At 74.0% G+C, this 20,193-nt stretch carries 16 protein-coding genes and 1 other RNA gene; all 17 read left to right on the top strand.

Going from position 1 to position 20,193, the window contains the following annotated elements; all coding sequences use genetic code 11:
* Nucleotides 1-4: 4 nt before the first annotated feature.
* The 17 genes from rnpB (at nt 5) to ftsZ (ending at nt 20,150) form a co-directional block, all read left to right on the top strand.
* Nucleotides 5-435: RNase P RNA component class A (rnpB, locus tag Q7A36_RS23025), an RNA gene on the top strand.
* Between the two features lie 361 nt (nt 436-796).
* Entirely contained in the window at nt 797-1,234 is a 438-nt protein-coding gene (locus tag Q7A36_RS23030) for a division/cell wall cluster transcriptional repressor MraZ (RefSeq protein ID WP_305106102.1), read from the top strand.
* On the top strand, nt 1,231-2,199 hold the full coding sequence (gene rsmH, locus Q7A36_RS23035; RefSeq protein ID WP_305106103.1) for a 16S rRNA (cytosine(1402)-N(4))-methyltransferase RsmH: 969 nt from the start codon (nt 1,231-1,233) through the stop codon (nt 2,197-2,199). Before Q7A36_RS23030 ends, rsmH begins: the two co-directional genes overlap by 4 nt.
* Nucleotides 2,196-3,239, top strand: a complete 1,044-nt coding sequence (gene ftsL, locus Q7A36_RS23040; RefSeq protein ID WP_305106104.1) for a cell division protein FtsL — start codon at nt 2,196-2,198, stop codon at nt 3,237-3,239. Before rsmH ends, ftsL begins: the two co-directional genes overlap by 4 nt.
* Nucleotides 3,236-5,368 carry a peptidoglycan D,D-transpeptidase FtsI family protein gene (locus Q7A36_RS23045; protein WP_305106105.1) on the top strand — a complete coding sequence of 711 codons (2,133 nt, stop codon included), beginning with the start codon at nt 3,236-3,238 and terminating at the stop codon, nt 5,366-5,368. The genes ftsL and Q7A36_RS23045 overlap by 4 nt, the downstream gene beginning before the upstream one ends.
* Entirely contained in the window at nt 5,355-6,818 is a 1,464-nt protein-coding gene (locus Q7A36_RS23050; RefSeq protein ID WP_370655698.1) for a UDP-N-acetylmuramoyl-L-alanyl-D-glutamate--2,6-diaminopimelate ligase, read from the top strand. Before Q7A36_RS23045 ends, Q7A36_RS23050 begins: the two co-directional genes overlap by 14 nt.
* Entirely contained in the window at nt 6,815-8,203 is a 1,389-nt protein-coding gene (locus Q7A36_RS23055) for a UDP-N-acetylmuramoyl-tripeptide--D-alanyl-D-alanine ligase (protein WP_305106106.1), read from the top strand. The genes Q7A36_RS23050 and Q7A36_RS23055 overlap by 4 nt, the downstream gene beginning before the upstream one ends.
* A complete protein-coding gene (gene mraY, locus Q7A36_RS23060) occupies nt 8,200-9,288 on the top strand; it encodes a phospho-N-acetylmuramoyl-pentapeptide-transferase (RefSeq protein WP_305106107.1) in 1,089 nt (362 codons plus the stop codon). Before Q7A36_RS23055 ends, mraY begins: the two co-directional genes overlap by 4 nt.
* Nucleotides 9,285-10,667 (top strand): UDP-N-acetylmuramoyl-L-alanine--D-glutamate ligase, encoded by a 1,383-nt coding sequence (gene murD, locus Q7A36_RS23065; RefSeq protein ID WP_305106108.1) that lies wholly within the window; start codon nt 9,285-9,287, stop codon nt 10,665-10,667. The genes mraY and murD overlap by 4 nt, the downstream gene beginning before the upstream one ends.
* Nucleotides 10,664-11,851, top strand: coding sequence for an FtsW/RodA/SpoVE family cell cycle protein (locus tag Q7A36_RS23070; RefSeq protein ID WP_370655700.1), 1,188 nt, complete (start codon nt 10,664-10,666; stop codon nt 11,849-11,851). The genes murD and Q7A36_RS23070 overlap by 4 nt, the downstream gene beginning before the upstream one ends.
* The gene (gene murG, locus Q7A36_RS23075) at nt 11,848-12,975 is read left to right on the top strand and encodes an undecaprenyldiphospho-muramoylpentapeptide beta-N-acetylglucosaminyltransferase (protein WP_305106110.1); all 1,128 of its coding nucleotides are present in this window, start codon (nt 11,848-11,850) and stop codon (nt 12,973-12,975) included. Before Q7A36_RS23070 ends, murG begins: the two co-directional genes overlap by 4 nt.
* Nucleotides 12,975-14,411, top strand: a complete 1,437-nt coding sequence (murC, locus tag Q7A36_RS23080; RefSeq protein WP_305106111.1) for a UDP-N-acetylmuramate--L-alanine ligase — start codon at nt 12,975-12,977, stop codon at nt 14,409-14,411. Before murG ends, murC begins: the two co-directional genes overlap by 1 nt.
* Nucleotides 14,408-15,370 (top strand): UDP-N-acetylmuramate dehydrogenase, encoded by a 963-nt coding sequence (gene murB, locus Q7A36_RS23085; protein ID WP_305106112.1) that lies wholly within the window; start codon nt 14,408-14,410, stop codon nt 15,368-15,370. The genes murC and murB overlap by 4 nt, the downstream gene beginning before the upstream one ends.
* Nucleotides 15,367-16,287 carry a D-alanine--D-alanine ligase gene (locus Q7A36_RS23090; RefSeq protein ID WP_305106113.1) on the top strand — a complete coding sequence of 307 codons (921 nt, stop codon included), beginning with the start codon at nt 15,367-15,369 and terminating at the stop codon, nt 16,285-16,287. Before murB ends, Q7A36_RS23090 begins: the two co-directional genes overlap by 4 nt.
* Nucleotides 16,277-17,197: a cell division protein FtsQ/DivIB gene (locus tag Q7A36_RS23095; RefSeq protein WP_305106114.1), complete on the top strand. Its 921-nt coding sequence runs from the start codon at nt 16,277-16,279 to the stop codon at nt 17,195-17,197. The genes Q7A36_RS23090 and Q7A36_RS23095 overlap by 11 nt, the downstream gene beginning before the upstream one ends.
* Nucleotides 17,194-18,489, top strand: coding sequence for a cell division protein FtsA (gene ftsA, locus Q7A36_RS23100; protein WP_305106115.1), 1,296 nt, complete (start codon nt 17,194-17,196; stop codon nt 18,487-18,489). Before Q7A36_RS23095 ends, ftsA begins: the two co-directional genes overlap by 4 nt.
* Before the next feature lie 116 nt (nt 18,490-18,605).
* Nucleotides 18,606-20,150, top strand: coding sequence for a cell division protein FtsZ (gene ftsZ / locus Q7A36_RS23105; protein ID WP_305106116.1), 1,545 nt, complete (start codon nt 18,606-18,608; stop codon nt 20,148-20,150).
* Nucleotides 20,151-20,193: the final 43 nt, after the last annotated feature.

The raw sequence follows: 20,193 nt of genomic DNA on the forward strand, positions 1-20,193 counted from the left end.
CGCGCCAGGTGGCTGGACGGCCGCTGGCCGGGGAGCGATCCCCGGCTGGAGGAAAGTCCGGGCTCCACGGGAATACGGTGCCGGCCAACGGCCGGCGGGCAGAGGGTCGCCGCAAGCGGCCCGAGGCTCAGGGACAGTGCCACAGAGAGCAGACCGCCCGCCCACGCTTCGGCGTCGGCAGGCAAGGGTGAAAGGGTGCGGCAAGAGCGCACCGCGCCCCCGGCAACGGGGGCGGCATGGCAAACCCCACCGGGAGCAAGGCCGAATAGGGGTGGCCGGCGGCGCGCCTTCGGGCGCGTGACGCAAGGGCGTTCCCGCCCCGCCACCCGGGTTGGCCGCGTGAGGCGCGCCGCGAGGCGCGTCCCAGAGGAATGGTCGTCCCATCCCCGGGTTTCCGGGGGTGGACAGAACCCGGCTTACAGGCCGCCTGGCGCCCCTTTTCCACAACGCTGTCCACAAACAGTCCACAGCATGGTTGTCTCGTTCAAAGAACAACCAGGCAACGCACATCGGATACCATTGACAATCCGCCGTTTCCTGGAGTCGGCGCGAGTCTTATAGCTAAACCTCTAAGAATCCGAAATTTCTCACCAGAAGCTTAGTGCCGCGGAACGGCATTCTCCCTTGTCGTCCCAGGTTATCCCGTGGTATCCCAGGCTATCCCGCGAAGGACCGAGACGCTCGGGGGGGCGAGTGGTCCGGAGCGGGGTGGTCGGGCGAGCCGGCGGACTCGGGGGGGTCCGCCGGCCGCTGATCCGGCGGGGGCGCCGTTGGCCTGGGGGGCGGTCAGTGGGCGATGTCCGGATTCGCGGGCACCATCGGCGGGACGTTCGACGCGAAGAAGGGGCGCATTTCGGTGCCGGCTCCCTTCCGCGCCGTTCTCAACCGCATCGGCGCGGAGGAGATCGTGCTCCGCCCCTCCCGCCATGCGCCCTGCATCGAAGTCTGGCCCGAGCCCGCCTACATGGCCGAGGTGCAGCGCCGGGTGGAGGGGCTGAGCCCGCTCACCGGCGAGTACCAAGCGGTCATGCGCAAGCTGGTTTCGCGAATCCACACGCTGCGCCCGGACGCCGAGGGGCGGCTGGTCATGCCGAAGGAGCTGGCCGAGAAGGCCGCGCTGGACGGCGAGATCGCCTTCACCGGCCTCGGCGCCTTCTTCCAGATCTGGTCCGCCGCGAAGCTCGCGGAGGAGGAGGCGCGGCTGGCCGACGAGGACGAGGGGGGCGACGTATGAGTGACGTCCCGCAGGCCGCGTCCCCGGGCCATGTCCCCGTCATGCTGGCCGAGGTGCTGGCGACGCTCGCCCCGCGCGCCGGCGCGACCTATTGCGACGGCACCTTCGGCGGCGGCGGCTATGCCGCGGCGATCCTCGCGGCCGCCGGCTGCACCCTCTACGCCATCGACCGCGATCCCGACGCCATCGCCCGCGGCGCCGCGCTCGCCGCGCGCTTCGCCGGGCGGCTTCATTTAGTGGAAGGCCGTTTCGGCGATATGGCGGAGCTGCTGGCGGCGCGTGGCGTCGCAGCGCTCGACGGCGTCGTGCTCGATCTCGGCGTCTCCTCATTCCAGCTCGACGAAGCCGATCGCGGCTTCTCATTCAGGGCCGACGGTCCGCTTGACATGCGCATGGAGAAGACTGGCAAGTCCGCAGCCGAGCTCGTGAACTCGCTGCCGGAGTCGGAACTGGCCGATATGCTCTACACGCTCGGCGAGGAGCGGCACTCCCGCCGCATCGCGCGCGCCATCGTCGCGGCGCGGCGCGAGGCGCCGATCACGACCACGCTGCGCCTCGCCGAGCTGGTGCGGAGCGTGACGCCGCGCGATCCCTCCGGCATCGACCGCGCCACGCGCAGCTTCCAGGCGCTGCGGCTCGCGGTGAACGACGAGCTCGGCGAGGTCGAACGCGGGCTCGCGGCCGCGGCGGGGCTGCTCGCGCCGGGCGGGCGGCTCGTGGTCGTCGCCTTCCACTCGCTCGAGGACCGGATCGTCAAGCGCTTCATGGCGCAGGCCACGGGCCGCGCCGGCGGCGCCTCCCGCCACGATCCCGGCGCGCTCGCCGGCCGCGCCGCGCCGGCCGCCTTCCGTCTGCTCACGCCGCGGGCGCTCCGCCCCGGCGAGTCCGAGACCGCCGCCAATCCGCGTGCCCGCAGCAGCCGGCTGCGCGCCATCGAACGCCTCGACACCCGGGACGCCGCATGATCTTCCGCCCGATCAGCCTGCTGACTTTCACCGGCGCCATGCTCGCCGGCCTGCACCTGTACCAGACCAAGCACGACGTCGCGCTGCTGGACCGCGAGCTGCGCGCCATCGGCAAGCAGATCGACGAGGCGAAGGACCGCACCCAGGCGCTGCAGGCCGAATGGGCCTGGCTGAACGAGCCGGAGCGGCTGCGCGGCGTGGCGCAGCGCCACCTGCCGCTCGAGCCCATGCAGCCCGCGCAGTTCATCCGGCTGAACGAGTCCGAGAAGCGGCTGCCCGCGGTCGCCGCCTATGACGGCCCGACCGCGCTCTTCGCCGCGCGCGCGCCGGTCGCGCCGCCCGGCCCGGTGCAGCTCGCGCTGCTGCCGCGGGTGCCGGCGCCGGTGCAGGTCGCCCGCGCGGTCGCGCTGCCCGAGCCGGCCGTCGCGGCGCCGCCGCTCGACCTGGCCCTGCCGGCCGCGCCGGCGAGGCCGGAGGCCGCGCCGCTCGCCGAGCCGGCGGAGACCCTGCCGATCCCGCCGCCCGCGCCGGTCCGCGCCGCCGAGCCGCCGCGCCAGCCCGAGCCCGCGCCGGTGCGTGCCGCCGAGCCGGCGCGCCATCCCGAGCCCGCGCCGCGCCCGGCCGAGCCGCGCCACGCGCCGGTCGAGGTCGCGCGGGTCGCGGCGCCGATTCGCCCGGTGGCCCTGCCGGTCGCCGCGCCGCGGCCCGTCGCCCGCCCGGCAGCCGAGATCGCCGCCCTGCCGCCGATCGCCGCACCGCGGCCCGCCTCCCGCCCGGCGCCCGAGATCGCGGCCCTGCCGCCGGTCGCCGCGCCCGTCCGGCCGGCCCTGGCCCAGGTCGCCGCGCCGCCGCCGCGGCCCACCGTCAGCATGCGCCCGGCGATCGCCCAGGTGGCCGCGGCCGCCACGCCGCCCGCGCCGCGCCCGGTCGAGGTGCCGGCCATCTCGCTCGGCTCCGCCCTCGGCGCCGGCCGGTCCCTGCTGCCGCCGCCCGTGCCCTTCGGCAGCGCCAGCGCCGCCACCCTCGGGACCGTGCGATGAACCATATCCCCCCGCCCGAGGAGCTGCGCCTCCCGCCCTCCCCGCATGCGCCACCCGCCGGCCGCATCCGGCCCGCCGGCATGGTGTCCGAGCGTGTCGACTCGCGCGCCCTGGTCCGGGTCAGCGCGCCCGACCTCGCGCGGCGCGCCCAGCTCGAGACCACGCGCGGCCGGCTGCTGCTCGCCGCCGCCGGCTTCGGCCTGCTGTTCGGCGCGGTCGGGTTGAAGCTGTCCATCGCCACCCTGATCGACCCGCAGCAGCCCAAGCTGCGCGCCGCCGCCCGCGTGCCCGACCTGACGCCCAGCGTCGGCCGCGCCGCCATCACCGACCGCAATGGCGAGGTGCTGGCGGTCTCCCTGCAGGTGACCGAGCTCTACGCCAACCCGCAGGAGATCAACGACCCGGTCGAGGCCGCCGACAAGCTGCTGCGCGTGTTGCCGAGCCTCGACCGCGAACGGCTGATCGCCCGCATCACCCAGCGCACCGTGGGCGACAGCGACCGGCCGGTGCAGTTCGCCTATATCGCCCGCAACCTGCCGCCGCGCACCCAGCAGGCGATCAACGACCTCGGCATCCCGGGCTTCCACTTCCGCGCCGCCGAGCGCCGCTTCTATCCGCAGGGGCGGGAGGCGGCGCATGTGCTGGGCCAGGTGGACGTGGACGGGCACGGCATCGCCGGCGTCGAGAAGCATTTCGACGAGCGGCTGCGGACCGACCACGCGCCGCTCAAGCTCTCGATCGATGTCCGCGTGCAGGTCGCGCTGCGCGACGCGGTGGAGAAGGCGATCACCGACTTCAACGGCATCGGCGGCGCCGGCGTGCTGATGGACATCAACACGGCCGAGGTGCTGGCGATGGTCAGCCTGCCGGATTACGACGCCTCCGACCCCGGCGGGCTGCAGCAGCGCGCCGCGGCGACCGAGGCGACGCCCGCTTCGCCGATCCGGCAGGTGGCGCTGCACGCGCCGGCGCCGAAGGCGCCGCGGCAGGACACCGACCCGCACTTCAACCGCGCGACCGTCGGGCTCTACGAGCCGGGCTCGACCTTCAAGCTGCTCACCGCCTCCATGGCGCTCGATTCCGGCGCCGCCAATATCTGGAGCACCTTCGACGCCTCCCGGCCCATCCACTACGGCCGCTTCACCATCAGCGACTACAAGGGCAAGAACCGCGTCCTGGTCCTGCCCGAGGTGCTGGCCTATTCCTCCAACCTCGGCGCCGCGCACATGGCGCTGCTCCTCGGCCCGCAGAAGCACCGCGAGTTCATGGGCCGGATGGGGCTGCTGAACCGGCTGCAGGTCGAGGTGCCGGAGACGGCGCGGCCGATGGCGCCCTCGGCCAATTCCTGGCGCGACATCAACACCATGACCATCGCCTTCGGCCATGGCATCTCGGTGACGCCGCTGCATGTCGTCACCGCCATCTCCGCGGTCGCCAATGGCGGCGTCCTGCACCAGCCGACCCTGCTCGCCCAGCCGGACGGCCTGCCGCGGGAGGGCACGCGCGTGCTCTCCGAGAAGACCTCCGAGACCATGCGCAAGCTGATGCGCCTCGTGGTCACCGACGGCTCGGGCAAGGGCGCCGACATCCCCGGCTACTTCGTCGGCGGCAAGACCGGCACCGCGGAGAAGAACGGCCCGCACGGCTACATCAAGGACAAGCGCGTCGCCGCCTTCGTCGGCGCCTTCCCGATGAATGCGCCGCGCTACGCCATCTACGTCATGGTGGACGAGCCGAAGCCGAATGCGAAGAGCCACGGCTATGCGACCGCGGGCTGGGTCGCGGCGCCGGCGGCCGGCAGCGTGATCTCGCGCGTCGCCCCCATCCTCGGCATGGTGCCGGAGACCGAGAAGATCCCGCAGATCCAGCAGACCATCAGCATCCCGCTGCAGCCGGGCCGGCCGCCCGCGGCGCCGCGAGCCCCGGCGGCCAGCCCCGCGCCCGCCGCCCCGCCGCGCGGCAATACCCCGGCCGGCGCCCCGCCGGCCTCCCCGCTGCAGCAGCAGGTGCCGGTGCCGCCGGCTGGGCTGCAACCCCCGGCGCTCCGCCGGACCGAGGCCCCCGCGGCGTCGCTCCGGCTTGCCGCCGCCCCGGCTTCGATCGACGGATCCGGCCTTGCGCCTGAGTGACCTCCTTGTCCGCGCCGGCCTCTCCCCGGTGGACGGGCCGGAGATCGCGGGGCTGACGGCGGACAGCCGGGCCGTGCGGCCCGGCTTCCTGTTTGCCGCCCTGCCCGGCGCGAAGGCGGATGGCCGTGCCTTCATCCCGGCCGCGGTCGCGGCCGGCGCCGCCGCGGTGCTGGCCCCGCCCGGCACCGCCTGGCCGGAGGCCGTGCCGGTCCGGCCGCTGCTCGCCGCGCCCGATCCGCGCCGGACGCTCGCCCTGCTCGCCGCCGCCTATGAAGGCGCGCAGCCCGCGACCCTGGTCGCGGTGACGGGGACGAACGGCAAGACCAGCACGGTGGATTTCCTCCGCCAGCTCTGGACGCTGGACGGGGCGAAGGCCGCCTCGCTCGGCACGCTGGGCCTGGTGGCGGAAGGCTTCCCGCCCGGCCCCTCGCTGACGACCCCCGACCCCGTCGCGTTGCACGGCACCCTCGCCGCGCTGGCCCGGGCCGGCTTCGAACATGCGGCCATGGAGGCCTCCTCGCACGGCCTCGACCAGCGGCGGCTGGACGGGGTGAGGCTGGCCGCGGCCGGCTTCAGCAACCTCACGCGCGACCACCTGGACTATCACGGCAGCCTGCCGGCCTATCGCGCCGCCAAGCTGCGGCTCTTCGAGGCGCTGCTGCCGCCCGGCGCGCCGGCCGTCGCCAATGCGGATATGGAGCCGGCGACGCTGGCCGCGCTGCGCGGCATCGCCACCCGCCGCGGGCTGCGGCTGCTGACGGTGGGCGAGGCGGGCGACGACATCGCCCTGCTCGCGCAGCGCCCGCTGCCGGAGGGGCAGGAGCTCGAGCTCGAGGCCTTCGGCGCGCGGCATGCGCTGCGCCTCGCCCTGCCCGGCCGCTTCCAGGCGGACAATGCGCTGATGGCCTGCGCCCTCGCGGTCGCCACCGGCATGCCGGCGGCGCGCGCCCTCGCCCTGCTGCCGCGGCTCGCCGGCGTGCGGGGGCGGATGGAGCTGGCGGCACGGCTGCCGAACGGCGCCGCCGTCTATGTCGACTATGCCCATACGCCGGATGCGCTGGAGCGGCTGCTGGCCGCGCTGCGGCCGCATGTCGCGCCGGGCGGGAAGCTGCAGGTGGTCTTCGGCGCCGGCGGCGACCGCGACCCGGGCAAGCGGCCGCTGATGGGCGCGGCCTGCGCGGCGCACGCCGATGTCTGCTGGGTGACCGACGACAACCCGCGCTCCGAGGACCCGGCGGCGATCCGCGCCGCGATGCTCGCGGGCTGCCCGGGCGCGGTGGATGCCGGCGAGCGCCGCGCCGCCATCGCCGCGGCGCTCGCCGCGCTCGGCCCCGGCGACGTGCTGGCGGTGGCCGGCAAGGGGCATGAGAGCGGCCAGACCATCCGCGGCGTGACCACGCCCTTCGACGACGCCGCCGTGGTGCGCGACCTGGCCGGGGGCGGCGCATGAGCCTCTGGACCGCCGAAGCCCTGCGCGCCGCGACCGGCGGCAGCCTCGCCGCCGAGACCGCCGTCGCCGGCGTCTCGATCGACACGCGCACGCTCGCACCCGGCGACCTCTTCGTCGCGCTGCGCGATGCGCGGGACGGGCATGATTTCGTCGCCGACGCCCTGGCGAAGGGCGCCGCGGCGGCCATGGTGGACCGCGACCCGCCCGGCGTCGCGCCGGATGCGCCGCTGCTGCGCGTGGCCGATACGCTGGCAGGCCTGCAGGCCCTCGGCGGCGCCGGCCGCGCCCGCATGGCGGGCAAGGTCTGCGCGGTGACGGGCAGCGTCGGCAAGACCGGCACCAAGGAGATGCTGCGGCTGCTGCTCGGCGCGCTCGGCCCGACCCATGCCGCGGTCGCCTCCTACAACAACCACTGGGGCGTGCCGCTCACCCTCGCCCGCATGCCGGCCGAGAGCGCCTTCGCGGTCATCGAGATCGGCATGAACAACCCGGGCGAGATCGCGCCCCTCGCCCGCCTCGCCGCGCCGCAGGCCGTCGCCGTCACCGCGATCGGGGAGGCGCATATCGGCCATCTGGGCTCCCTCGCCGCGGTCGCCGAGGAGAAGGGCAGCATCGCCGCCGGCCTGCAGCCCGGCGGTGTCGCCGTGCTGCCTCGCGATTCGGAATTCTTCCCGCGCCTCGCCGATATGGCGCGCGCCGCGGGCGCCGGCCGCATCATCGGCTTCGGCCGGGACGCCGCCGCCGATATCCGGCTGCTGGAGGCCATGGTCCTGCCGGACGGCCGCACCCAGGCCGTGGCCTCGGTGCTCGGCCGGGTGGTGGAGGTGACGATGCCGGCCATGGGCCTGCACCACGCCGCCAATGCCTGCTGCGCCCTGGCGCTGGTCGCGGCGCTCGGGGAGGACGCAGCCGGCGCCGCCCCGGCGCTGGCCACCTATGCGCCCGGCGCCGGGCGCGGGGCGCCCCGCGCGATTCGCGTGGCCGGCGGCATCGCCACCCTTGTGGACGAGAGCTACAACGCCGCGCCCCCGGCGATGCGGGCCGCGCTGCAGACCCTGGCGCATCGTCCCCTGGGGGGGCCGGGCGCGCGCCGGATCGCCGTGCTGGGCGACATGCGGGAACTGGGCGGGTTCTCCGCCGCGCTGCATGCCGGGCTCGCTCCAGAAGCTGGCAAGGCGGACCTGGTCTTCTGCTGCGGACCGGAGATGGCACGGCTCTTCGCCCTGCTGCCCCCGGAGAAGCGCGGCGCGCATGCGGCGGACAGCACCGCGCTGGCGCCGCTGGTCAAGGCGGCGCTGCGGCCCGGCGACGTCGTGCTGGTCAAGGGCGCCCTCGGCAGCCGCATGGCGGTGGTCGTGCGGGCGCTGACGGAGTCCGATACGTGATCTTCAACCTGTTCGCGCCCTATGCGGACGAATTCGCGCTGTTCAACCTGGTGCGGTACACCACCTTCCGCGCCGGCGCCGCCTGCCTGACCGCCCTCGTCGTCTCCCTGGTGCTGGGTCCCACGGTCATCCGCTGGCTGCGCGGCTTCCAGCGCGGCGGCCAGCCGATCCGGGAGGACGGGCCGGCCAGCCATCTCGTGACGAAGAAGGGCACGCCGACCATGGGCGGCGTGCTGATCCTGCTGGCGCTCGTCGTCGCCACCCTGCTCTGGGCGGATCTGCGCAGCGGCCTGGTCTGGGCGGTGCTGCTGGTCACCGTCACCTATGGCCTGCTCGGCTTCGCCGATGACTGGCTGAAGGTGACCAAGCGCAACACCAAGGGCGTCTCCGGCCGGATGAAGCTGGTGGTGCAGGCGGGCGTCGGCCTGGCCGGCGCCACCTGGATCTGGGCGCTGCACCCGCCGGCCATCGCGGGCGGCCTCGCCCTGCCGCTGTTCAAGGACATGCTGATCGGCTTCGGCATCCTCTTCCCGCTCATCGGCATGGTCGTCATGATGGGCGCCTCCAATGCGGTGAACCTGACGGACGGCCTCGATGGCCTGGCCATCGTCCCGGCGATGATCGCGGCCGGCGTCTTCGCGCTGATCGCCTATCTCGTCGGGAACCGCGTGCTGGCGGATTACTTGCAGCTTCATGCAGTTCCCGGCGCCAACGAGCTGGCCGTCTTCTGCTCGGCGCTGATCGGCGCGGGCCTCGGCTTCCTCTGGTTCAACGCGCCGCCGGCCGCGGTCTTCATGGGCGACACCGGCTCGCTCGCCCTCGGCGGCGCGCTCGGCGCGGTCGCGGTGGCGACGAAGCACGAGGTGGTGCTGGCGATCGTCGGCGGGTTGTTCGTCGTCGAAACTGTCAGCGTCATCATCCAGGTCTTCTGGTACAAGCGGACCGGGCGGCGCGTGTTCCTCATGGCGCCGCTGCACCACCATTTCGAGAAGAAGGGCTGGGCGGAGCCGACCATCGTGATCCGGTTCTGGATCATCGCGATGGTGCTGGCGCTCGTCGGGCTCTCGACGCTGAAGATCCGATGAGCGCATTCCAGCCCTTCTCCGGCGAAAGCATCGCCCTCGTCGGCCTCGGCAAGGCGGGCCTGCCCGCGGCGCTGCGCCTGGCGGCCTGGGGCGCCGAGGTCACCTGCTGGGACGACAAGGCCGAAGGCCGCGCGGCGGCCGAGGCCGCGGGCCTGCGCGTGGCGAACCCGGCGGAGGGCAAGTTCCGCTGGGATGCGCTGCTGCTCTCGCCCGGCATCCCGCATCGCCTGCCGCAGCCGCATCCGGCGGCCGCCGCGGCGCAGGCCGCGGGGCGGCCGATCCTCTGCGACGTGGAATACCTCTACCGCGCGGTGCAGGCGGCGGGTGGCGCTGCGCGCTTCCTCGGCATCACCGGGACCAACGGCAAGTCCACCACCACGGCGCTGCTGCATCACATGCTGACGCATGCGGGCATCGCCTCGCAGGCCGGCGGCAATCTCGGCCCGGCCGCGCTCTCCCTCAAGATCTTGGGGTCCGGGGCGGTATACACCCTCGAGATGTCGTCCTACATGTTGGAGCGACTCGCAACCATCCGTTTCAATGCCGGTGTCATGCTCAACCTTTCGCCGGACCACCTGGACCGGCACGGCGACATGGCCGGCTACGCCGCGGCGAAGGCCCATATCTTCGCCCGCCAGCGGCCGGAGGACCTCGCCGTGCTCGGCATGGACGATGCGGAGAGCCGTGCGCTGCGCGGCGCCGCGGCGGGGCGATTCCTGCCGATCTCCGGCAGCACGCCGCAGCCCGGCGGGATCTGGGCGGAGGGCGCGCTGCTGCGCGACGAGGCGGGCGCGCTCTGCGACCTGCGCGAGGCGGCGGCCCTGCCCGGCAGCCACAATGCGCAGAACGCCGCCGCATCAACGGCCGTCGCGCTCGACCTCGGCGTGATGCGCGCGGCGGTGGCTGAGGCGCTGCGCAGCTTCCCCGGCCTGCCGCACCGGCAGGAGCGCGTCGGCGAGGTGCGGGGCGTCCGCTTCGTCAACGACAGCAAGGCGACCAATGCCGACAGCGCGGCCCGGGCGCTCGCCAGCTACGACCGCGTCGTCTGGATCGCCGGCGGCACGGCGAAGGAGGGCGGGATCGAACCCCTCGCCCCCTGGTTCCCGCGCATCGCCCGCGCCCTGCTGATCGGCCGCGACGCGCCGGTGCTGGCGGCGACGCTCGCGGCGCATGGCGTGCCGCATGAGGTGGTCGGCACGCTCGAGGCCGCGGTCGAAGCCGCCGCGCAGGCCGCCTTCGCCGGCGCCGCGTCGGTGGTGCTGCTCTCGCCCGCCTGCGCCTCCTGGGATCAGTTCACCGGCTACGATCAGCGCGGCGACCGCTTCCGCGACCTGGTCGGAGCCCTCGCCCGAGGGGCGAAGAAGGAAAGGGCCGCCTGATGGCCATCAGCCGTGCCGACAACTCCGTCCTCGGCCGCTGGTGGTGGACGATCGACCGCTGGACGCTGGCGGCGCTGCTGGCGCTGATCGGCTTCGGCTACATCATGATGCTCGCCGCCTCCCCGGCGGTGGCCGAGCGCGTGATCGGCACCGCCGCGCGCAGCCTGCTGCTGGCCAAGCAGGTGGTCTTCCTCGGCCTCGCCGCCTCGCTGATGGTCATCGTCTCCATGCTCTCGCCCAAGGGCGTGCGGCGCTTCGCCCTGCTGGGCTGCCTCGCCGCGCTGGCGCTGACCGCGGCGACGCTGGTCATCGGCTTCGAGACCAAGGGCGCGCGGCGCTGGCTGAACTTCCCCCTCCTCGGCACCATGCAGCCGTCGGAATTCCTCAAGCCCTGCTTCGCCGTCGTCGCGGCCTGGCTGCTCTCGATGGGCAAGAACGCCGCGGCGGCGCGGGCGGCCGAGGGCCGGCCGAAGGACTGGGGCATCCTCCATGGCCGCATCCTCTGGCCGGCCGCTGCAGTCACTCTGCTGGCTGTCATCGCCGTGGTGCTGAAGTCGCAGCCCGACTTCGGCATGCTCATGGTCGTCGTCTCGGTCTTCCTGACGCAGTTCTTCGTCGCCGGGCTGAACCTGATCCTGGTCGGCATCAGTGCGCTCGGCGGCGTCGGCCTGGCGATCGGCGCCTATTTCGTCCTGCCGCATGTCCGCAGCCGCGTGGACCGGTTCCTCGACCCGGCGGTGGGCGACACCTTCCAGATCACCAAGTCCATGGAGGCCTTCGGCTATGGCGGCCTCTTCGGCCGCGGCCCGGGCGAGGGGCGGGTGAAGAACCTGATCCCGGACGCGCATGCCGACTTCGTCTTCGCCGTGGCGGGGGAGGAGTTCGGCTTCATCATCTGCGCCCTGATCCTGGTGCTCTTCGGCTTCATCGTGGTGCGCGGGCTGTGGCGGCTGATGGCGGAGAACGACATGTTCGTCGTGCTCGCCGCCACCGGCCTGCTGGCGCAGTTCGGGCTGCAGGCCTTCGTCAACATGGCCTCCACCCTGCACCTGATCCCGACCAAGGGCATGACGCTTCCTTTCGTCTCCTATGGCGGCTCCTCGGTGCTCGCCATCGCCCTCGGCATGGGGATGCTCCTCGCCCTCACCCGCCGCCGCGGCCCGCGGCTGGAGGGCCGGGAATGAGAGGGCCGGCGGTGGATCCCATCGTCATCGCCGCGGGCGGCACCGGCGGGCACCTCTTCCCCGCCGAGGCGCTGGCCGCCGAGCTGCTGGCGCGCGGCGAGCGCATCGCGCTGATGACCGATGCCCGCTCCTCCGCCTTCGACAGCGCCGCCTTCGCCAATGCCGAGCGCTTCGTGCTGAAGGGCTCCGGCCTCTCGGGCCGCGGCCCCCTCAGGGCGGCGACGGGCGCGCTGGCGCTCGCCGCCGGCACGCTCGAGGCGCGGCGGCTTCTGCGCGACCTGCGCGCCGCCGCCATCGTCGGCTTCGGCGGCTACCCCAGCGTGCCGCCGCTGATCGCGGCGCTGACCATGCTCGGCCAGCGGCCGGTGACGGTGCTGCACGAGCAGAATGCCGTGCTCGGCCGCGCCAACCGGCTGATCGCGCCGCGCGCCGACCGCCTCGCCCTCTCGCATGCCGCGACCGCGGGCGTGCCGGCCTCGGCGCGGGTCGAGGTGGTGGGGAACCCGGTGCGCCCGGCCCTCGCCGCGCTCGCGGGCAATGCCTATCCCGGCACCGATGGCGCGCTCCGCCTGCTGGTGCTCGGCGGCTCGCTCGGCGCCCGCGTCTTCGCCGATATCGTCCCCGGCGCCGTCGCCGCCCTGCCGGAGGCGCTGCGCGCCCGGCTGCTGGTCGCGCAGCAATGCCGGCCGGAGGACCTGAACCGAGTGCGCGAGGCCTATGCCGAGGCCGGCGTGCCGGCCGAGCTCTCCCCCTTCTTCCCCGATGTCGCGGGCCGGCTCGCGGGTGCGCATCTGGTGGTGGCGCGCGCCGGCGCCGGCACCGTGGCGGAACTCGCCTGCGCCGGCCGGCCCGCCATCCTCGTGCCGCTGCCGCATGCGATCGACGACCACCAGTCGGCGAATGCCCGGGCGCTGGCCGAGGCCGGCGCCGCCACCGTCATGCCGCAGGCGACGCTGACCAGCGACGCCCTTGCGGCGCAGCTTGCCGCGTTGCTCGGCGATCCCCGCGCCCTCGCCCGCGCCGCCGCCTCCGCCGCCCGGCTCGCCCAGCCGGATGCGGCGCGGCGCCTGGCCGACCTCGTCCTCTCCCTCGTGCGGGCCAAGGCCCGGCAGGATTCCCCCTGATGCGCGCCCTGCCCCTCACCATCGGCCCCATCCATTTCGTCGGCATCGGCGGCATCGGCATGTCCGGCATCGCGGAGGTCCTGCACAACCTGGGCTACCAGGTGCAGGGCAGCGACATCGCCGAGGGCTACAACGTCACCCGCCTGCGCGAGGCCGGGATCCCGGTCGCCGTCGGCCATGACGCGGAGAACCTGGGCGCGGCGCAGGTCGTTGTCGTCTCGACCGCGGTGCGGAAGGACAACCCCGAGGTCCAGGCGGCGCGCGCCCGGCTGATCCCGGTGGTGCGCCGGGCCGAGATGCTGGCCGAGCTGATGCGGCTGAAATGGTCGATCGCCGTCGGCGGCACGCACGGCAAGACGACGACCACTTCGCTGGTCGCCTGCGTGCTGGAGGCGGCGAAGATCGACCCGACCGTCATCAACGGCGGCATCGTCAATGCCTATGGCACCAATACCCGCCTCGGCTCCGGCGAGTGGATGGTGGTCGAGGCGGACGAGAGCGACGGCAGCTTCCTCCGCCTGCCCTCGGTCGTGACGATCGTGACGAACATGGATGCCGAGCACCTGGACCACTGGGGCACGGCCGAGGCGATGAAGGACGGCTACGCCCAGTTCGTCGGCAACATCCCCTTCTACGGCTTCGCCGTCCTCTGCCTCGACCATCCCGAGGTGCAGGCGATGATCCCGAAGCTGGACCGGCGGATCGTCACCTACGGCTTCTCGCCGCAGGCCGATGTGCGGGCGGAGAAGCTGCTGACCGACCGCATGGGCGCGACCTTCACCGTGACAGTGCAGGACCGGCTGACCGGCCGCGCCCGCACCATGAAGCCGATGCGCCTGCCCATGCTCGGCCAGCACAACGTGCAGAACGCGCTGGCCGCCATCGCCGTCGGCGTCGAGATGGAGATCGACGAGGAGACGATCCGCAGCGCCCTGGCCGGCTTCAAGGGGGTGAAGCGCCGCTTCACCCGCGTCGGGGAGGCCGGCGGCATCACCGTGATCGACGACTACGGCCACCACCCCGTCGAGATCGCGGCGGTGCTGAAGGCGGCGCGCCAGGCCGGCGCCCGGGACGTGATCGCGGTGGTGCAGCCGCACCGCTACTCCCGCCTCGCCACCCTCTTCGAGGATTTCTGTACGTGCATGAACGACGCCGGGACGGTCATCGTCGCCGACGTCTATGCCGCCGGCGAGGCGCTCATCGAGGGCATGGACAAGGACGCGCTGGTCGAGGGGCTGCGGGCCCGCGGCCATCGCAGCGTCGTGCCGCTGCCGGGCCCCGATTCACTCGCCGAGATGGTCAATGCCATCGCCAAGCCGGGCGACTACGTGGTCTGCCTCGGCGCCGGCAGCATCACCACCTGGGCGCATGCGCTGCCGGAGCAGTTGCAGGCGCTGCAGCCGGGCGGGCGCGTCTCGCCGCTGAGGCGCGCATGAGCGCCCGCGACGTGACGGGCGCCATCCCCGCCATCCGCGGCCGCGTGCAGGCCGGGGCGCCGCTCGCGCCCTTCACCTGGTTCCGCGTCGGCGGCCCGGCGGAATGGCTGGTGCGGCCGGCGGACGAGCAGGACCTGGTCGCGCTGCTGGCCGGCCTGCCCGCGGGCATGCCGCTGACCCTGCTCGGCGCCGCCTCCAACCTCATCGTCCGCGACGGCGGGCTGCGCGGCGTGGTGCTCCGCCTCGGCGGCGCCTTCGGCCAGGTGCAGGTCGAGGCCGATGGGCTGGTCGCGGGCGCCGCGGCGCTCGACGTGACCGTCGCGCAGCATGCCGCGGCCGCGGGCCTCGCCGGCCTCGAATTCCTCTCCGGCATCCCCGGCTCGATCGGCGGTGCCGTCGCCATGAATGCCGGCGCCTACGGCGCCGAGGTGAAGCACGTGCTGGACTGGGCGGAGGTCGCCACCGCCGAGGGCATCCGCCGCCTGCCCGCCGCCGACTTCGCCTTCGCCTATCGCCATGCGACGCTGCCGCCGCGCGCCGTCGTCACCCGCGCCCGCTTCCATGCCCGCCCGGGCGATGCCGCCGCCATCGCGGCCCGCATGGAGGAGATCCGGGCGGCGCGCGAGGCGACCCAGCCCGTCCGCGCCCGCACCGGCGGCTCCACCTTCAAGAATCCGCCGGGCGCCAAGGCCTGGGCGTTGATCGACGCGGCGGGTTGCCGCGGCCTCACGCTCGGCGCCGCGCAGGTGAGCGAGAAGCACTGCAACTTCCTGCTCAATACCGGCGGCGCCACCGCGGCCGAGCTCGAGGCGCTGGGCGAGCAGGTGCGCACCCGCGTGCTGGCGCAGTCCGGCGTGACGCTGGAATGGGAGATCAAGCGCATCGGGGAGGCAGGGTCCGCCGCCCCGGTTCCGGACTCCGGGCCTGCCGGCCCTTCGGCCATCGGAGCGGAAGCATGACCCGCGTCGCGGTCCTCTTCGGCGGCATCTCGGCCGAGCGCGAGGTCAGTCTCGCCTCCGGCGCCCAGTGCATCGCCGCCCTCGAGGAGGCCGGCTTCGCGGTGACGCCGATCGAGGTCGGCCCCGACCTCGCCGCCACCATCGCGGCGCTGCAGGCAGCCCGGCCCGATGCGGTCTTCAACACCCTGCACGGCCGCTTCGGCGAGGATGGCTGCATCCAGGGCGTGCTGGACTGGCTGCAGCTTCCCTATACCGGCTCGGGCGTCCGCGCCTCCGCCATCGCCATGGACAAGCCGGCGGCCAAGGCGCTGCTCGCCGCCGCCGGCCTGCCGCTCTGCGCCCACAAGCTGGTCTCGCCGGAGGAGCTGGAGGCGGCGGATCCCATGCCGCGGCCCTTCGTGGTCAAGCCGCCGAACGAGGGCAGCTCGGTCGGCGTGACGATCCTGCGCGAAGGCGACAACCGCCGCGCCGCCATCGCCCGCGAATGGCGCTTCGGCCCGCGCATCATGGTCGAGCCCTATATCCCCGGCCGCGAGCTGACCGTCGCCGTCATGGGCGACCGCGCCCTGGCGGTGACGGAAATCGCCACGCACCTGCAGTTCTACGATTACGAGGCGAAATACGCCGAGGGCGGCAGCCGCCACGTGATCCCGGCGCGGATCCATCCGGAGGCCGAGGCGCAGGCCCTGGCGGTCGCGGTCGCGGCGCATAAGGCGCTCGGCTGCCGCGGCGTCTCGCGCGCCGACTTCCGCTACGACGACACGGCCGGCGAGCCCGGCCGGCTCTTCCTGCTGGAGGTGAACACCCAGCCCGGCATGACCACGACCTCCCTCGTGCCGGAGCAGGCCGCGCATGTCGGCATCCCCTTCCCCGCGCTCTGCGCCTGGATGGTCGGGCAGGCCCGCCATGGCCAGTAGCGCATCCGCCCGCCCGCGGCGCGACGCCCCGACCGGCCGCAGCCGCGCCGCGATCAGCAGCGCGCCGCAGCGCCCCTCCTCGCTGCGGCTCTGGCTGCGCCGCCGGCGCGGGATGCTGCGCCCGGCCGGCCTCGGCCTGCTCGGCACCGGCGCGCTCGCTGCCGCCGCCCTCGCGGTCCTCGCCGCCGATCCCGTCGGCCGGCTCGCGGCGCTCTGGGACGGCGCGGCGGAGATCGCGGCCGTCGGCGGGCTGCAGGTGCAGGAGGTCACGGTCGAGGGGCTGCACAACACCCCGCCGGAGCTGGTGCGCGAGGCCCTCGGCGTCCGCCGCGGCGACCCCATCCTCGGCTTCGACCCGCAGGAGGCGAAGCTGCGCCTCGAGCTGATCGCCTGGGTCGGCCAGGCGCATGTCGAGCGCCTGCTGCCCGGCACCATCAAGGTCCGGCTTGAGGAACGGCAGCCCTTCGCCATCTGGCAGCGCGACAGCAAGTTCGCGGTCATTGACCGCGACGGCAAGGTGGTGGCTACCGACAATATCGGCGCCTTCGGCCGCCTACCCCTCGTCGTCGGCCCCGGTGCCGATCGCGCGGCGGCGCCGATGGTCGATGCCCTGCGCAGCGCGCCCGAGGTGCAGGAGCGCGTGCACGCGCTGGTCCGCGTCTCCGAGCGGCGCTGGAACCTCCGGCTGCGCAACGGCGCCGATGTCCTGCTGCCGGAGAACCAGGAGGCGGCGGCGATCACCCGCCTGGCGGAGCTGCACCGGACGCAGGCGCTGCTCGACCGGCCGCTCGCCGCCATCGACCTGCGGCTGCCGGACAAGCTGGTGCTGCGCCTCCCCGCCGGCCAGCAGCCGGCCGAGCCGCAGGCCCAGCCCGGACAGAAGCCGGCCCAGCGGAGTGGCCGCGGATGAACCAGCTCGCCCGCCTGCCGCCCGCCATCGAGCCGCCGGCGCCCTCGCGCCGCCGCCGCGGCGCCAAGCAGGGTGTCTTCGGCGTACTCGACATCGGCACGACCAAGATCGTCTGCATCATCGCCCGCATCGAGAACGACGGCGAGCCGCGCGCGCTCGGCTTCGGCTGGCAGCGGGCGCGCGGCGTCAAGGGCGGCAGCGTGGTCGACCTCGAGGAGGCGGAGCGCGCCATCCGCGCCGCCGTCGGCCAGGCCGAGGAGATGGCCGACACCCAGCTCAAGACGGTGGTGGTGAACCTCTCCTGCGGCCAGCCGGATTCGCACCACCACAACATCCAGTGGCCGGTCAATGGCCGCGCGGTCACCGAGGCCGACCTGCGCGCCATCCTCAACGAGGGCCGCCGCCGCAGCGCCGAGGACGGGCGGGAGACGGTGCATGCCTTCCCGCTCGGCTTCACCGTGGATGCGACGCCCGGCGCCAACGACCCGCGCGGGATGGTCTGCGAGCAGCTCACCGCCCGGCTGCACCTGGTGGATGCCGCCCAGGCCTCGCTCCGCAACCTCGGCGCCTGCCTGCTGCGCTGCGACCTCGAGGTCGAGGAGCTGGTCAGCGCGCCCTTCGCCGCCGGCCTCGCCACGCTGGTCGAGGACGAGAAGCAGCTCGGCGCCACGGTCATCGACATGGGCGGCGGCACCACCAGCTTCGCCGTCTTCGCCGAGGGCCACCTGCTGCACACCGCGCAGCTCCCGGTCGGCGGCTGGCACGTCACCAACGACCTCGCCCGCCTGCTCTCGACGCCCGTCGCGCATGCCGAGCGGCTGAAGACGCTGCATGGCGGGGTGCTGAGCGCGCCGGAGGACGAGAAGGAATGGCTGCCCGTGCCGCTGGTGGGAGAGGAGGACGACCAGATCGCCCGCATCCCGCGCGCCATGGTGGTCGGCATCATCCGCCCGCGGCTCGAAGAGACCTTCGAGCTGATCAAGGACCGGCTCGATGCGGCCGGCCTCAGCCAGGAGATGGGCCGCCGCGTGGTGCTGACCGGCGGCGCGAGCCAGCTCGTCGGCGCGCGGGAGCTCGCGGCGCGCGTGCTGGACCGCCAGGTGCGCACCGGCCGCCCGCATCCGCTGCGCGGCCTGCCGGAGACCGCGCAGGGCCCCGCCTTCGCCGCGCCGCTCGGCCTGCTCGCCTGGTGCGCCGGCGAGGGACGGCCGTTGATCGACCTGCTGCCCGGCCTCGACCGCCCGCCGGGACGCTTCCGCCGGATCGTCAACTGGCTGCGGGATCGCGCCTGATGCCGCAGCATCACAACATCAAACTGAAATTTCCTGTGGATGATCTGCGCTTCTGCGCGTCATCCCCGGGACACGAATCGGCCCGCGCCGCTAGGACTGTCTGAGGAGATGCCCGCATGACGCTCAACCTCACCCTGCCCGTCGCCCAACACACCGACTTCAGTCCGCGCATCACCGTCATCGGCGTCGGTGGCGGTGGCACCAATGCGGTCAACAACATGATCGCCATGGGCCTCGAGGGCGTGGAGTTCGTCGTCGCCAATACCGATGCGCAGTCGCTCATGCACAGCAAGTCGGAGCGGCGCGTGCAGCTCGGCCCGCACCTGACGCAGGGGCTCGGCGCCGGCGCGAAGCCGGAGATCGGCCGCGCCGCGGCGGAGGAGGCGACCGAGGAGCTGCTGCGGCATATCGACGGCAGCCACATGGTCTTCATCACCGCCGGCATGGGCGGCGGCACCGGCACCGGCGCGGCGCCGGTCATCGCCCGGATGGCGCGCGAGCGGGGCGTGCTGACGGTGGGCGTGGTGACCAAGCCCTTCGACTTCGAGGGGCCGAAGCGCAAGCGCGCCGCCGATTCGGGCATCGACGAGCTGCAGCAGCACGTCGACACGCTGATCATCATCCCGAACCAGAACCTCTTCAGGATGGCGAACGAGCGCACCACCTTCGCCGAGGCCTTCAAGATGGCCGATGCGGTGCTCTATGACGGCGTGCGCGGCGTCACCGACCTGATGATCAAGCCGGGCCTGGTGAACCTCGACTTCGCCGATATCCGCACCGTCATGGCGGAGATGGGCAAGGCGATGATGGGCACCGGCGAGGCCGAGGGCGACGACCGCGCCGTCAAGGCCGCGGAGAAGGCGATCAGCAACCCGCTGCTCGACGATGCCTCGCTGCGCGGCGCCCGCGGCGTGCTGATCAACATCACCGGCGGCTACGACATGACCCTCTTCGAGGTCGACGAGGCCGCCAACCGCATCCGCAAGGAAGTCGACGAGGACGCCAACATCATCTTCGGCTCCTCGGTCGAGGAGGACCTGAACGGGCGGCTCCGCGTCTCGGTCGTCGCCACCGGCATCGACGCCGTGGTGCCGCAGGCCGTGGCCGTGAAGCCGGAAGGGCTGACCGTGGTGCCGGGCGGCCGTACCGCCTCGGTCGCGGGCCGTCCCCCGGTCGCCCAGGCGCCCGCCACCCCGCCGCAGTCCGGCCCGGGGCAGATGAAGCGGGCGGCGAACATCCCCGGCGGCTTCATCCGCGCCGCCGCCAATGCCATGCCCGCGACGACGCAGGCGGAGCCGATGCCGCCGGCGCTGGGCCCGGTCATCGTCCCGGTGGTCGCGGAGCCGGAGGTCGCGCCCGCCCCGGTGGTGATGACGCCCGCGCCGGCGGCCAATGCCCTGCCCGGCGGCCGGCCGGCCCCCGTCGTCGGCCCGGATGAGCTGCGCGCCGCCCCGGCGGCGCCCGCCTCGACCGGCAGCTTCGGCGGCCTGTTCCGCAAGGTCACCGGGGGCGCCGGCTGGCGCCGTACCCTGCCCGAGCCCGCACCGGCCGCCCAGCACCTGGTGCCGGAGCAGCCCTCGGCCCGCCCGGCCACCCGCGGCCAGCCTTCGGAGGAGATGGGGCTCGAGATCCCGACCTTCCTGCGCCGCCAGTCGAACTGACCGGCCCAGACAGACGCAGTGATTGAGCCGCCGCGGATCCCGC

This window comes from Paracraurococcus lichenis, from assembly GCF_030657435.1.
Classification (GTDB): Bacteria; Pseudomonadota; Alphaproteobacteria; order Acetobacterales; family Acetobacteraceae; genus Paracraurococcus; species Paracraurococcus lichenis.

Excerpts from the sequence above, each read along its gene's own strand:
- Q7A36_RS23030 (WP_305106102.1), top strand. The coding sequence starts at position 797 with ATGTCCGGATTCGCGGGCACCATCGGCGGGACGTTCGACGCGAAGAAG.
- rsmH (WP_305106103.1), top strand. The coding sequence starts at position 1,231 with ATGAGTGACGTCCCGCAGGCCGCGTCCCCGGGCCATGTCCCCGTCATG.
- ftsL (WP_305106104.1), top strand. The coding sequence starts at position 2,196 with ATGATCTTCCGCCCGATCAGCCTGCTGACTTTCACCGGCGCCATGCTC.
- Q7A36_RS23045 (WP_305106105.1), top strand. The coding sequence starts at position 3,236 with ATGAACCATATCCCCCCGCCCGAGGAGCTGCGCCTCCCGCCCTCCCCG.
- Q7A36_RS23055 (WP_305106106.1), top strand. The coding sequence starts at position 6,815 with ATGAGCCTCTGGACCGCCGAAGCCCTGCGCGCCGCGACCGGCGGCAGC.
- murD (WP_305106108.1), top strand. The coding sequence starts at position 9,285 with ATGAGCGCATTCCAGCCCTTCTCCGGCGAAAGCATCGCCCTCGTCGGC.
- murG (WP_305106110.1), top strand. The coding sequence starts at position 11,848 with ATGAGAGGGCCGGCGGTGGATCCCATCGTCATCGCCGCGGGCGGCACC.
- murC (WP_305106111.1), top strand. The coding sequence starts at position 12,975 with ATGCGCGCCCTGCCCCTCACCATCGGCCCCATCCATTTCGTCGGCATC.
- murB (WP_305106112.1), top strand. The coding sequence starts at position 14,408 with ATGAGCGCCCGCGACGTGACGGGCGCCATCCCCGCCATCCGCGGCCGC.
- Q7A36_RS23090 (WP_305106113.1), top strand. The coding sequence starts at position 15,367 with ATGACCCGCGTCGCGGTCCTCTTCGGCGGCATCTCGGCCGAGCGCGAG.
- Q7A36_RS23095 (WP_305106114.1), top strand. The coding sequence starts at position 16,277 with ATGGCCAGTAGCGCATCCGCCCGCCCGCGGCGCGACGCCCCGACCGGC.
- ftsA (WP_305106115.1), top strand. The coding sequence starts at position 17,194 with ATGAACCAGCTCGCCCGCCTGCCGCCCGCCATCGAGCCGCCGGCGCCC.
- ftsZ (WP_305106116.1), top strand. The coding sequence starts at position 18,606 with ATGACGCTCAACCTCACCCTGCCCGTCGCCCAACACACCGACTTCAGT.